This window comes from Arsenicicoccus sp. UBA6765 (assembly GCF_002453335.1).
Lineage (GTDB): Bacteria > Actinomycetota > Actinomycetes > Actinomycetales > Dermatophilaceae > Arsenicicoccus > Arsenicicoccus bolidensis.
On record NZ_DKGR01000002.1, the window covers coordinates 127,403 to 140,459 of the forward strand.

Sequence of the window (13,057 nt, forward strand, 5' to 3'; positions counted from 1 at the left end):
GTGAGCCATGAGCGCGCCGTCCCGACCCGCCCGCCTGTCCTCGGACACCACCCGCAGCCTGATCGCGATGGGCGCGTTCGCACCCTTCGTGGTGGTCGGCCCGTTGACGAGAGGCCGGCTGGGGATCGAGGTGGACGAGTTCGTGATCATGATGCCGCTGAGCGCCATGATCGCCTTCATCCTCGTCTACACCTGGCTCACCTGGCGGGCCTTCCACGGGCTGGGCGGCGCCGACCTGCGGCGGGAGGTCCTGGCCTCGGTGCACGCGGAGCGACGCGAGGGGTGGCGCGTCGACTGATGCGTCGGTCCTTCGGGGTGGGGTCCGCTCCGTCGTGGTCGATCCAGCTCTCGGTGTTCGCGCTCGGGGTGTGCCTCGTCCTCGCGACCAACCCGCACGCGCGCGCGATCCCCTGGGCCCTCGTGGGGTGCATCGTGGCGGTGGTCGTGTCCTGGTGCAACGTCGTGCTGTCCTACGCCCTGCACTACGCGCGGCTGGACCTCACGGAGGGCGGCCTGGAGTTCCCGGGCACCGAGGAGCGAGCCTTCAGCGACTACCTCTACCACTCGCTCAACGGGCAGGTGACCTTCGGGACGACCGACGTCTCGGTCACGACGAGGCAGATGCGCCGCGCCATGATGGTCCACGCGCTCGTGGCCTTCGCGTTCAACACCGTGATCATCGCGATCCTGGTGTCGCTGCTCCTCGCCGGCCGCGCGTGCTCCATACGGCTGACCGCTGCGCGCGTCGCGGCGTTGCAAGGTCGCAGAGTCGCAAGGTCGCAAGGTCGGATCGATGACCACCGGCGAGCCGGCGGGTCACTCCGTGGAGGTCTGCACCACGTCGTCGAGGCTGTCGGGGTCGTAGTCGTCCCGGTCCACGACGACCCGCTCGCGGGTCGGCCCGGTGTTGGGCGGCAGGTCGAAGAGCCCCTCGCCACCCTCGGCCGTGCCGGCGGCGTCCGAGCTCGTCGGCGACGACGCGGCGGCGGCCCCGGCGCTCACGGGCGACTCGGTCGGCAGCGGCCCGCCGATCCCGGCGATGGGCCCCTTGGCCGGGAGCCCGGAGCCGTCCCGCTTGCCGGTCGCCTCGGGGAGCGGCACCGCCACGCCGTTGGGCCCGGAGGCCCGCGCGGGCAGGGCGCCGACCCAGGCGAGGACCAGCTGATCCTGGCCGTGCAGGAAGCGCTGGCAGCGGACCCCGCCGGTGGCGCGGCCCTTGGCGGGGTACTCGCCGAGAGGGGTGACCTTGATCGATGGGGTCTCCGTGCCCGGAAGGGCTCCGGCGGATCCCGCCCCGGTCACGACGACCGTCTCGGCGGACGGGTCGATGGCGCCGAACCATAGCGCGGACGCCTTGGGGGACAGGCGGATTCCCGCCATACCGCCTGCGGTGCGGCCCTGGGGCCGGACCACCGAGGCCGGGAAGTGCAGCAGCTGCGCGTCCGTCGTCACGAAGCACAGGTGCTCGTCCCCGGTGCGCAGCTCGACCGCGCCGACGACGCGGTCGCCCGGCTTGAGCGAGACGGCCTCCCACTCCTTGCGGTTGCCGGGGTAGTCCGTCGTCACCCGCTTGACCACGCCCTGGGCGGTGCCGAGGGCCAGGCCGCGGGACTCCGGGGCGAGCGACATGATCGTGAGGGGAACCTCGTCCTTGCCCAGCTCGACGTAGGCCGCGAGGGGCGCACCGCCCGACAGCGACGGGGCGCCGTTGGTCGGTGGCAGGGTCGGCAGCTCGAGGGCGGACAGTCGGACCACCCGACCGGTCGAGGTGACCAGGCCCACCTCGCCGCGCGCGGTCGTCGCCACGGCCGCCACCACGGCGTCGTGCTTGGACCGACCGCCCTCGTTGGACAGGCCACCGGCGTCCGACGTCCGGGCCAGCAGCCCGGTGGACGACATCAGGACGTAGCAGGGGTCGTCGGCGACCTCGAGCGGCGTGGCCGAGGTCGCCGGGGTGCCGGCGGACTCGAGCAGGACCGTGCGGCGCGGCGTGCCGTGCTGCTTGGCGACGTCGGCCAGCTCGGTGGACACCAGCCGGAGCAGCAGCGCCTCGTCGCCGAGGAGCTCGCGCAGCTCGGCGATCTCGCGCAGGAGCTCGTCGCGCTCGTTCTCCAGCTCGATGCGGGAGAACTTGGTGAGGCGGCGCAGCTGCAGGTCGAGGATGTAGGTCGCCTGAGGCTCGGAGAGCTCGAAGACGTCCATGAGCCGCGCCCGCGCGATGCCCGCGTCGTCGGAGGTGCGGATGACCTGGATGACCTCGTCGATGTCGAGGATCGCGATCAGCAGCCCCTCGACGAGGTGCAGGCGGTCCTCCTTCTTGCCGAGGCGGAACTGCGAGCGGCGACGCACCACGTCGGTGCGGAAGTCGACGTAGACCCGCAGCAGGTCCTTGAGCCCGAGGGTCTGGGGCTGCCCGTTGACGAGGGCGACGTTGTTGATGCCGAAGGAGTCCTCCATCGGCGTCAGCTTGTAGAGCTGCTCCAGGACCGCGTCGGGGTTGAAGCCGTTCTTGATCTCGATGACCAGCCGCAGCCCGTGCTTGCGGTCGGTGAGGTCCTTGAAGTCGCTGATGCCCTGCAGCTTCTTGGACTGGACGAGGTCCTTGATCTTGTCGCGCACCTTCTCCGGGCCGACGAGATAGGGCAGCTCGGTGACGACGATGCCCTTCTTGCGGGCGGTGATGCTCTCGACGCGGCAGGTGGCGCGCGTCTTGAAGCTGCCGCGTCCGGTCAGGTAGGCGTCGCGGATGCCCTCGAGGCCGATGATCCGGCCCCCGCAGGGCAGGTCCGGACCCGGCACGAACTTCATCAGGTCGTCGAGCGAGCAGTCCGGGTGGGCGATGAGGTGGCGGGCCGCGCCGATGACCTCGACGAGGTTGTGCGGCGGCATCTGGGTCGCCATACCGACCGCGATGCCCGAGGCACCGTTGACGAGGAGGTTGGGGAAGGCCGCCGGCAGCACCCCGGGCTGGGTGAGCTGCTCGTCGTAGTTGGGGACGAAGTCGACCGTGTCCTCGTCCAGGCTGGCGAGCATGGCCAGCGCGGACGGGGCCATGCGCGCCTCGGTGTAGCGGCTGGCCGCCGGACCGTCGTCGAGGGAGCCGAAGTTGCCGTGCCCGTCGACCAGGGGCAGCCGCATCGTGAACGGCTGCGCCTGGCGCACGAGGGCGTCGTAGATCGCGGTGTCCCCGTGGGGGTGGTACTTGCCCATGACCTCGCCGACGATGCGGGAGGACTTGACGTGGCCGCGGTCGGGGCGCAGCCCCAGCTCGTGCATGCCGTAGAGGATGCGTCGCTGCACCGGCTTGAGGCCGTCGCGCGCGTCGGGCAGCGCCCGGCTGAAGATGACCGAGTAGGAGTACTCCAGGAACGCCTGCTGCATCTCGTCGGAGACGTCGATGTCGATGATGTTCTCGACGAAGTCGTCGTCCAGGGTCGGTGCGGTCGTGCGACGCGCCATCAGGTGCAATCTCCTTCGCGAGCGGATCCGCCCCATCCTGCCCCGGGGGTCGGGTGACGGGCCGTATGGCGCGCCGGGCCCGCCGGATCGGGCGCCGAGGAAAGGCGGTTGTGCGGTCCCGGGCCGCGGCGCAGGATCGAGGCATGACTGCCATCCCTGCCGAGCAGACCGCCCTGGCGGACCTGGATGCCCTGCCCGGCATCACCTGGCGTCGTGGTGATCGCGCCGACGTGCCGGCGATCGCACGGCTCTATGCCGAGGCCGAGGCCCACGACCGCAATCCCGAGCGTATGTCTCTGAGCGACATCGAAGAGTACTGGGACTCCCCACGGTCGGTCCCGGACGAGGACCTGATCCTCGGGCACGACGGCGGCGGTGCCCTCGTGGCCGTCGGGTGGTCGGGGTGCAACCGGTCGATCACGGAGGTCCGCCGGGTGCACCTCGGGGGAGTGGTGGACCCGAGCCGGCGCGGCGAGGGCATCGGCACGGCCCTGCTCCGGTGGGAGCTGGCGCACGGCGTGGCCTGGGACCGCGCCGCCCGCAGGGAGGGCCACGGACCGCTCCAGATGCGCCTGTCGGCCCCCGTCCACCAGACCGAGCTGCGCGACCTGGCGGAGCGCGCGGGGCTGGAGGCGGTGCGGTACTTCTTCGGCATGGGGCGGTGGCTGGACACTCCCGTGCCGGTCGTGCCGGTCGTGCCGGTTGTGCCGGTCGTGCCGGTCGGGTTGGTCGGGTCGGCCCGAGGAGTGCGCCTGCTCGACTGGGACCCGTCTCGCTCGGACGAGGCGCTGGCGGTGCTGGACGAGGGCTTCCGCGACCACTGGGCCTATGCCGGCACGACCCCCGACATGTGGCAGGAGCAGCTGACGTCGGCGAGCTTCCGCCCGGACTGGTCGGTGCTGGCGGTGGACGACGCCACGGGGGCCATGGTGGGCCTGGCGATGAGCTCGGCCTACGAGCAGGACTGGGCCGCCCAGGGCTACACCGAGGGGTGGACCGAGCAGCTGACGGTGCTGCGCAGCCACCGGGGGAGAGGCGTGGCGTCCGCGCTGCTGCAGGAATCGATGCGCAGGTTCGCAGGCTCCGGCATGGCGTCCGCCGGGCTCGGGGTCGACGCCGAGAACCCCACGGGGGCGCTGCGCCTCTACGAGAGCCTGGGCTACCACCGCACCGACAGCCTGGCGGTCTACCGATACCCGACGGACGCCGCGGACGTTGTGCAGCAGGTGGACCCGGCCGACACGATGGACGAGGGGGACGCCGGCAGCACGAGGCCCGGTGCGCCAAGGGGGTAGCGCACCGGGCCTCGCACCGGCAGGGCCGGCTGATCAGACCGTCAGAGCAGGTCGATCATGATCGGGTCGGCCAGGTCGAGGACGGCCTGGCGGGCCTTGCGCGCCGAGCGAGCCTTGAGGGCCGCCGTCGCCATCCGCTGGCAGGTCCCGAGCTCGTGGAGGCTGAGCGCGGTGCGCACGGCCGCCAGCTTGGGCGTGGCCATGGACAGGGACGAGACCCCGAGACCGACGAGCACGAGCGCCAGCAGCGGGTCGCCGCCGGCCTCGCCGCACACGCCGATCGGCTTGCCGGTCGCGCGGCCACCCTCGCAGGCCATCTTGACCAGGTCGAGCAGCGGGGGCTGCCACGGGCTCAGCAGGGGAGCCAGGGCGCCCTGCATGCGGTCGGCGGCCATGGTGTACTGCGACAGGTCGTTGGTCCCGAGGGACGCGAAGTCGCAGACCTCGAGGATGTCCTTGGCGCGGATCGCCGCACCCGGGACCTCGATCATCGTGCCGCCCTTGGGCAGCCCGACGGCCTTGACCTGCTGGGCGAACCAGCGGGCCTCCTCGCGGGTGGCCACCATCGGGGCCATGACGCGCACGTCCGCCCCGGTGGCCTGGTAGGCCGCGGCGAGAGCCTGGAGCTGGGTGTCCAGCAGGTCCTGGCGCTCGCGCTGCAGCCGGAGGCCGCGCACGCCGAGGGCGGGGTTCTCCTCCTCGCCGAGGTCGGCGAAGGCCAGCGGCTTGTCGGCCCCCGCGTCGAGCGTGCGCACGACGACGCGGCGCTCGGGGAAGGCCTCGAAGACGCGGGTGTAGGTCGCGGTCTGCTCCTCCAGCGTGGGCGCGTCGTCGCGGTCCAGGAAGAGGAACTCGGTGCGGAACAGGCCCACACCCTCGCAGTCCATCTTGCCGGCCTTCTCGGCGTCCTCGGCGGTGCCGATGTTGGCGAGGAGCGCGACCTTGGTGCCGTCGCGCGTGACCCCGACGCCGCTCACGTTGGACAGGGCGGCCGCCCGGCGGCGGGACCGCTCGGCGAGCTGCTCCTGCTCGTCGTCGGTGGGGTTGACGATGACCTCGCCCACCCCGCCGTCCAGTGCCACGACGGTGCCGGCCGGGATCTGCAGGGCGCCCTGCACCCGGACGACGGCGGGGATGCCCAGCTGGGCCGCGAGGATCGCGGTGTGGCTGGTCGGCCCGCCGGCCTCGGTGACGATCCCGCGCACCTTGTCGATGTCGAGGGTCGCGGTCTCGGCGGGAGCCAGGTCGTGGGCGACCAGCACGCTCGGCTCGTCGAACTGGGGGACTCCCGGCTCCGGCTCGCCCAGCAGGCGGGCGACCGTGCGGTCACGGACGTCGCGCAGGTCGGTGACGCGCTCGGCCATGTAGCCGCCGAGCGACTCGAACATCGTGCAGAACTCCTCGACGGCCGCGGTCACGGCGGTCGCGGGGCCCTTGCCGGCGTCGAGCTGGGTGTCGATCCCGCCGGCGAGGCCGGGGTCGCGGGCCATCATGACGGTGGCCTGCAGGATCGTGGCGGCCTTGGGGTCGGCCTTGGCGGCGCGGGCCTCGAGCCCGGCCGCGACCTGCTCCATGGTCTCGCGGACCTGGGCCTTGGCGGCGGCAGGGTCGGCTGCGGCCGGCTCGTTGGCGGGGGCCGTGGGCGCCGGCCGGACCTGGACGACAGGTCCGGCCGACGTGCCCACGCTCACGCCGATGCCGCTCAGCTGGCGGTGGGGGGCGTCGGTCATCGCGAGATCACTCGTTGTCGAGGTCGCGCTCGAGCAGGGCAACGAGCTCGCCGAGCTTGTCCTCCGCGCCGTCGCCCTCGGCGGACAGGGTGACGACGTCGCCGTGCTTGGCGCCCAGGGCCATGACGGCCAGGATGCTGCGGGCGTCGACCGGGGTCTGGCCCTCCTTGGCGATCGTGACGGGCAGGCCCGTGGCCGTGGCGGCCTGGACGAACATCGAGGCCGGGCGGGCGTGCAGGCCGACGGAGGAGGCGATGGTGACGTTGCGAGATGCCATGAGGATCAATCCTTCTGAGTTGTGCGGGGGTCAGGTCGTGGGACTCACGGTATGCCGGGAACGTGGTCCCCGTCATACCGGGCTCGTGCAGCTGGTGGAGCTGGTGCACCAGTGAGGGTGGTGCAGCGGTGCGGTGGTGGCGGTGCGGGTGGTGCGGGCGGATCAGGCGGCGACGGCGTCCCGCGCCGCGGGGGTGTCCGCCACGGCCCGGCGACTCTTGTCGGCGCCCTTGAGCGCGACGACGAGCAGCCCGGTGACGACGGATCCGACGATGACCGCGAGGAGGAACATCAGCGGGTTGGTGATCAGCGGGGTGACCCACAGACCGCCGTGCGGCGCACGGCTGCCCGAGCCGAAGGCCATGATCAGCGCGCCGGTGATGCTCGACCCCACCATGGACGACAGGATGACGCGCCACGGGTCGGCGGCCGCGAACGGGATCGCGCCCTCGGAGATGAAGGACGCGCCGAGCAGCCACGAGGCCTTGCCGTTCTCCTGCTCCGCCTTGGTGAACAGCTTGGGTCGCAGGGCGGTCGCCAGGGCCATGCCCCACGGTGCGACCATGCCCGCGCCCATGACCGCAGCCATGATCTTGAGCTGTGGGGCGTCGGTCGCCCCGGCCGCCACGGCGGACAGGCCGGTCGTGCCGAAGGTGTAGGCCACCTTGTTGACGGGACCGCCCAGGTCGAAGCCCATCATCAGGCCGAGGATGAGACCGAGCAGGATCGCGTTGGAGCCGGACATGCCGGTCAGCGCGCTGCTCAGGGAGTCCATCAGGCCCTTGATCGGGCGGCCGAGGATCAGGATCATCGCGCCGGCGGTGATCAGGGTCGACAGCAACGGGATGACGACGACCGGCATGACGCCGCGGATGCCCTTGTGGACCTTCCACCCGGCGATCCAGCGCGCCGCGAAGCCGGCGATGAAGCCGGTGACGATGCCGCCGAGGAAGCCGGCGCCCATGGTGTTGGCGATGAAGCCGCCGACGATGCCCGGGACCAGGCCCGGCCGGTCGGCGATGCCGTAGGCGATGAAGCCCGACAGGATCGGCACCAGGAAGTTGAAGGCCGCCCCGCCGATCAGGAACAGCAGCGCCGCCCAGTGCATCCCGTTGCCGGGGTTGAAGGCGTTCTGCAGGACCGTGACCTTGTCGGTGGCCCCGGCCGGGTTGAGGGTGTACATCGACGTGACGTCGATGGCGCCCTGCTTGCCGCCGAACAGCTGGGCCAGCATGAAGCCCAGGGCGATGAGGATGCCGCCCGCCGCGACGAACGGGATCATGTAGGACACGCCGGTCATCAGCCACTGGCGGATCTTGGTGCCGGTGCCGACGCGCTCGGTCTCGCGGGCGGACGTCGCCCCCGTCGTCGCGGCGGTGCTCGCAGCGGCCGTCGGGGTGGCCGACGCCGTCGAGCTCCCTCGCTCGGCGACCAGCCGCTCGACCTCGGCGATGAGGGCGGGGGAGTCGGACACGGCCTTCTTGACGCCCACGTCCACGGTCGGCTTGCCGGCGAACCGGCCGGCGTCCCTGACCTCGAGGTCGTGGGCGAAGATCACGCCGTCGGCGGCGTCGATGACCGACTGGTCCAGCGGCTCCGAGCCGGCCGAGCCCTGGGTCTCGACCACCATGGTGTGGCCGGCCTCCTTGGCCGCCTGCTCCAGGCCCTCGGCGGCCATGTAGGTGTGGGCGATGCCGGTGGGGCAGCTGGTCACGCCGACCAGGGAGAGCGAGCGGGCGCCACCCGACGTGTCGCCGGACGCCGAGCCACCCGAGACGGCGGGCGCCGCCGTACGAGCCTGCTCCGCGGCCTCGACCGCCTGGGCGACCAGGGCAGGGGCCCCGGACACGGCCTTCTTGACGCCCACGTCGACGGTCGGCTTGCCGGCGAACCGGCCGGCGTCCCTGACCTCGAGGTCGTGGGCGAAGATCACGGCGTCGGCGGCGTCGATGACGGCCTGGTCCAGCGGCTCGGAGCCGGCCGAGCCCTGGGTCTCGACGACCATCTCGTGGCCGGCCTCGCGAGCCGCCTGCTCGAGGGCCTCGGCGGCCATGTAGGTGTGCGCGATGCCCGTGGGGCAGCTGGTGACGCCGACCAGCCTCACTGCTCGACCTCGGACCGGACGATCTGGACGACCTCGGCCGGGGTCACGGCGTTGCGCAGGGACTCCTTGAACTCGGCACGCATGAGCTTGCGGGCGAGCATGGCCAGGATCTTGAGGTGGTCCTCGCCGCCGCCCTCGGGCGCCGCGATGAGGAAGATCAAGGTGGCGGGCCCGTCCTCGGACCCCCAGTCGATGCCCTCGCGGGAGCGCCCGAAGACGAGCGAGGGCTCGGTCACGTGCGTGGAGCGGCAGTGCGGGATGCCGATGCCGCCGGGCAGCCCGGTCGCCATCTGCTCCTCGCGCTTGCGCACGTCGTCGAGGAAGCCCTCGAGGTCGGTCACCCGCCCCTCCGCGACGAGGGTCTCGCCCAGGGTCCGGGTGGCGTCGGTGCGGTCGGTGGCGCGGAGGTCCAGCACGACCTGCTTATCGGTGATGAGGGACATGATCTCTCCTTGATGGGGTGGGGTCTGGTGAGCGGCGTCTCAGAGAGACAGGGTGAGGTCGACCGGGTCGCTGACCCTGACGTCGATCCTCGCAACATCCTCGGGAGTCGGCACCTCGGTGCCCGGCAGGCAGACCGCGGCCGACCCGAACGCGACGGCGGTGCGCAGCGCCGCCGACGGCGTGTCGCCACGGCTCAGCGCGTGCAGGTAGCCCGCGAGCAGGGAGTCCCCGGCGCCCACGGTGGACAGCGGGTTGGTGATGGTGGCGGCGGCGTGCGCGACCTCGTCGGGGGTGACCAGGAGGGCGCCCTTGCTGCCCAGGCTGACCACGACGCTGCCGACGCCGCCGGCGATCAGGGTGCGGCACGCGTCGACGACGTCGCCCACGGTCGCCAGCGGGCGGCCGACGAGCTCCTCGAGCTCCTCGTCGTTGGGCTTGATCAGGTCGGGGGAGGCGGCGACGGCCGCGGCCATCGGTGGGCCGCTGGAGTCGATGGCCACCTTGGCACCCGCCTCGTGGCCGCGGCGGACCAGGTCGACGTAGAAGGCGGGGTCCAGGCCCTGGGGCAGGGAGCCGCAGCCCACGAGCCAGGTGAGGCCCCGGCCGGCGGCGCGGTCGACGGCGGCCAGGAGCGCCGCCACCTCGTCCTCGGACAGCGCCGGCCCGAGCTCGTTGACCTTGGTGGTGGTGCCGTCCGGCTCGACGATGCCGACGTTGGCGCGGATGCTCCCCGCGATCTCGACGGCCTCGACGGGCAGGGCGATCTCGCGCAGCAGGGTCTGCATGATCTGGCCCTGGGGGCCGCCGACCGGGAGCACGGCGATCGTGTCGGTGCCGTTGACCGCGAGGGCCCGGGACACGTTGATGCCCTTGCCTCCCGGGTCGAGCCGCGAGTCGGTGGCGCGCTGCACGGCGCCACGCTGCAGCGTCGTCACCGCGATGGTGCGGTCGACGCTGGGGTTGGGTGTCAGGGTCAGGATCACGCGCGGACCACCTCCGGGCCGTGGGCTTCGAGCTCTGCGGCGGTCTCGGGGTCGAGGCCGCTGTCGGTGACGATGGTGTCGACGTCGCTCAGCCGCCCGAACCGCGAGAAGTGGGCGACGCCGATCTTGCTGTGGTCGGCCAGGACCACGACGCGCTGGGCGACGGTGACCATGGCGCGCTTGACGGTGGCCTCGGACGGGTCGGGCGTGGTGAGCCCCTCGTCCGGCGTGAGGCCGTTGGTGCCGATGAAGGCGACGTCCACGTGGATGTCGCGCAGCGCGTCGACCGACCAGGAGCCGACAGAGGCGAGCGTCTTGGCGCGCACGCGACCTCCGAGGAGATAGAGCGAGATGTCCTCCCGCGTGCTGACGGCCTGGGCGATCGACAGGGAGTTGGTGACGACGGTCAGCTCGCCGCCGGTGGGCAGCAGGTGCGCGAGCGCCAGGGTGGACGTGCCGGCGTCCAGGAGGATGCTGCCGTCGACGGGGACCAGCTCGCGGGCGCGCTGGGCGATGGCGGACTTCTCGGCGGTCCGCTGCTCCGAGCGCATCTGGGTGGTGGGCTCGAACGCGAGCTTCTCGATGGCGATCGCCCCGCCGTGGACACGACGCACCAGGCCGTGGCGCTCCAGGACGGTCAGGTCGCGGCGGATGGTCTCGGGCGTGACGTCGAGCTCGGCCGCCAGCACGGCGACCTCGACGCGGGACTGCGAGCGGGATCGCTCCACGATCAGCTGGTGACGCTCGTGCTGGTGCACAGCGACCTCTCCTTCGTCGGGGCCTGGCCCGCTCGTCGACGACGACGTGCGGAGCTCCGCGAGGCCCGGCCAGACGGCCGCGGCTCCATGATGCCGTAACCGTATACCCGGTTGTGTTTGTTCTGCCAGAGATGTCGCGAACAAACACGGGAGGCTGGCGCGCTTTGCGGCGATCGAGCACGAGGATCGTGTCCGACCGGGCGCGTGGGATGTCCGATCAGGGGTAACCGGACTCCGTGGTGAGTGGTCAGGCCGGTGCGTCATACCCGGTCGACGTGGGCCGCTCTTCGACGAACGGCCGCCCGAAGGTGCCCTCGTGGGCCACCTCGGACACGGGCCGACGCGCCCGGGACGCGCTGCCCCTCGTCCCGCGGTCGCCGTCGGGGTGGGGATGTCCCAGGGCCAGCGTCGCCACGAGGCGCCGGTCGGCCGGTATGCCGAACGCCTCCCGCACGGCGTCATGACGGTCGCCGGGCACGCCGAAGAACAGTCCGCCCAGCCCCTCGTCGTGGACCGCCAGCAGCGCCAGCAGGGCCGCCATCCCGGCGTCGACGTCCCAGTAGGGGATGGGCCACCGGTCGACGGACCGGTCCTGCCACCCCTTGTCCGGCTCGGCGTAGCGGTCGAGGTATCTCTCGGGGTCGCTGCACACCAGGACCAGGCAGGGCGCCGTGAGCAGGCCGCGCAGCCACGCGTCGGGCGGTCCGGGTCGACGGGTCGCCTCCCAGTACCGCTCGACGTCAAGCCGCCGCGCCAGGACCACGAAGTCCCAGCCCTGGGCCCAGCCGGCGCTCGGCGCGTGCGTCGCCTCGGTCAGCGCGCGGACGAGCACCTCGCGCGGGACGGGCCGGTCGGGGTCGAAGCGGCGGCGCATGCGACGCGTGGTGACGAGGGTGCCGTGGTCCATCACCAGAGCGTGACATAGTGACCGCGTTGGATCGGCACCCAACCCATGAGGGAACAGGGACGTCGAAGGGGCATGACCACAGCAACGATCGCCCTCGACGTCCCCCGGGTGTGGGGAGGGAGGATCGTGGCGCGTCCGCAGACGGCCACCGAGGACGCCGTGCGCGAGATCTACCGCGCGCACTACGGCATGCTCGCAGGCTGGGCGACCAAGCTCGTCGGCGACCCCGACCTCGGGCACGACTTCGCCACGGAGGCGTTCGTCAAGCTGCTGCGCCACATCGACTCGGTCAACGAGCCGCGCGCGTGGCTCTACACCGCCACGGGTAATCTCGTGCGGGACCACTGGCGCAAGCGCGGTCGTGAGGCGATCGCCTACGGCAAGGTCGGCGACGAGACGACCACCGTCGACACCGACCACTCGACGACGCTCACCGTCCGTGACGCCGTCCAGTCGCTGCCCGACCGGCTGCGGATGGCGGTCATGCTGCACTCCTTCGCCGACCTGCCGGTGGCCACGGTCGCCGAACAGCTCGGCAAGTCCCAGGGCGCGGTCAAGCGCGACCTGTACGACGCGCGGGCCCGCCTCGCCCCGATCCTGGAGGGAGTCCGATGAGCCCGTCGACCCGGGACCCTCGCGGTCGCGATCCCTTCGGCGAGTCCTTCGGCGAGCGCGGCGAGCCCTACCGCGACGACCTCTACCGTGACGAGCCCTACCGTGACGAGGACGGCCGGCTCGACCAGCACGATCCCGTCGCCGACTTCTTCCGCGCCCAGCGCGAGGACATCACCCCGCTGCCGGCCGACGACCTGCGCTGGCAGCGCATCGCCCGCGAGGGTCGGGGGGCTCGCCGCCCTCGTGGGCGGTGGCAGACCATCGCCGCGACCGCCGCCGCCGCGGCCGTCGTCGGCGGTGTGGTGGTCGCCCAGCAGGGCGGCCTCCTTCCTGACCGGTCCTCCTCGGTGGCCCCGGCGAGCGACGCCTCGACCGCCCAGGTGGGGCAACGGGTCCCGGCGGGCTTCGACGTCGGAGCCGTGACCCAGGCGCGCAAGCCGGGCACGACCGCCCCCGGACCGTTGCGGCTCTTCTGACGCTTCCGTG

12 protein-coding genes and 1 pseudogene are annotated in these 13,057 nt (G+C 72.4%); 5 read left to right on the forward strand and 8 right to left on the reverse strand.

All coding sequences use genetic code 11. The features are described 5' to 3' along the window. Positions 1-7: 7 nt before the first annotated feature. Both B4K29_RS00625 and B4K29_RS18385 read left to right on the forward strand, forming a co-directional pair. Positions 8-298, forward strand: a complete 291-nt coding sequence (locus B4K29_RS00625; protein ID WP_286958016.1) for a hypothetical protein — start codon at positions 8-10, stop codon at positions 296-298. Beyond that, a pseudogene (locus tag B4K29_RS18385) lies at positions 298-627 on the forward strand (DUF1345 domain-containing protein); the annotation flags it as partial. The gene B4K29_RS00625 and the pseudogene B4K29_RS18385, both read left to right, overlap by 1 nt. Positions 628-816: 189 nt before the next feature. Here the strand turns inward: B4K29_RS18385 and B4K29_RS00635 are convergent. Next, positions 817-3,459 carry a DNA gyrase/topoisomerase IV subunit A gene (locus B4K29_RS00635; protein WP_286966171.1) on the reverse strand — a complete coding sequence of 881 codons (2,643 nt, stop codon included), beginning with the start codon at positions 3,457-3,459 and terminating at the stop codon, positions 817-819. 143 nt (positions 3,460-3,602) lie between these two features. Between B4K29_RS00635 and B4K29_RS00640 the strand changes: the two genes are divergently transcribed. Continuing rightward, positions 3,603-4,754 carry a GNAT family N-acetyltransferase gene (locus tag B4K29_RS00640; protein ID WP_286966173.1) on the forward strand — a complete coding sequence of 384 codons (1,152 nt, stop codon included), beginning with the start codon at positions 3,603-3,605 and terminating at the stop codon, positions 4,752-4,754. 41 nt (positions 4,755-4,795) lie between these two features. On the opposite strand, the gene ptsP is transcribed toward B4K29_RS00640, so the two are convergent. From ptsP to B4K29_RS00675, 7 genes are all read right to left on the reverse strand, one after another. Further along, positions 4,796-6,484 (reverse strand): phosphoenolpyruvate--protein phosphotransferase, encoded by a 1,689-nt coding sequence (gene ptsP / locus B4K29_RS00645; protein WP_239262809.1) that lies wholly within the window; start codon positions 6,482-6,484, stop codon positions 4,796-4,798. Positions 6,485-6,491: 7 nt separating this feature from the next. Next, on the reverse strand, positions 6,492-6,761 hold the full coding sequence (locus B4K29_RS00650; RefSeq protein ID WP_019284733.1) for an HPr family phosphocarrier protein: 270 nt from the start codon (positions 6,759-6,761) through the stop codon (positions 6,492-6,494). Positions 6,762-6,923: 162 nt separating this feature from the next. Next, positions 6,924-8,864 carry a PTS fructose-like transporter subunit IIB gene (locus B4K29_RS00655; protein WP_239262811.1) on the reverse strand — a complete coding sequence of 647 codons (1,941 nt, stop codon included), beginning with the start codon at positions 8,862-8,864 and terminating at the stop codon, positions 6,924-6,926. Further along, positions 8,861-9,307 (reverse strand): PTS sugar transporter subunit IIA, encoded by a 447-nt coding sequence (locus tag B4K29_RS00660; RefSeq protein ID WP_286958011.1) that lies wholly within the window; start codon positions 9,305-9,307, stop codon positions 8,861-8,863. Before B4K29_RS00660 ends, B4K29_RS00655 begins: the two co-directional genes overlap by 4 nt. 39 nt (positions 9,308-9,346) lie before the next feature. Next, positions 9,347-10,291, reverse strand: coding sequence for a 1-phosphofructokinase (gene pfkB / locus B4K29_RS00665; RefSeq protein WP_239262813.1), 945 nt, complete (start codon positions 10,289-10,291; stop codon positions 9,347-9,349). Continuing rightward, the gene (locus B4K29_RS00670) at positions 10,288-11,049 is read right to left on the reverse strand and encodes a DeoR/GlpR family DNA-binding transcription regulator (protein WP_019284737.1); all 762 of its coding nucleotides are present in this window, start codon (positions 11,047-11,049) and stop codon (positions 10,288-10,290) included. Before B4K29_RS00670 ends, pfkB begins: the two co-directional genes overlap by 4 nt. A gap of 247 nt (positions 11,050-11,296) precedes the next feature. Beyond that, complete coding sequence (locus B4K29_RS00675; RefSeq protein ID WP_286966174.1) at positions 11,297-11,956, reverse strand: nitroreductase family protein; 660 nt, start codon at positions 11,954-11,956, stop codon at positions 11,297-11,299. A 72-nt stretch (positions 11,957-12,028) separates the two neighbouring features. Here B4K29_RS00675 and B4K29_RS00680 point away from each other — a divergent pair, with 72 nt between their 5' ends. Continuing rightward, positions 12,029-12,571: an RNA polymerase sigma factor gene (locus B4K29_RS00680; protein ID WP_286958765.1), complete on the forward strand. Its 543-nt coding sequence runs from the start codon at positions 12,029-12,031 to the stop codon at positions 12,569-12,571. Beyond that, positions 12,568-13,047, forward strand: coding sequence for a hypothetical protein (locus tag B4K29_RS00685; protein WP_286966175.1), 480 nt, complete (start codon positions 12,568-12,570; stop codon positions 13,045-13,047). The genes B4K29_RS00680 and B4K29_RS00685 overlap by 4 nt, the downstream gene beginning before the upstream one ends. Positions 13,048-13,057: the final 10 nt, after the last annotated feature.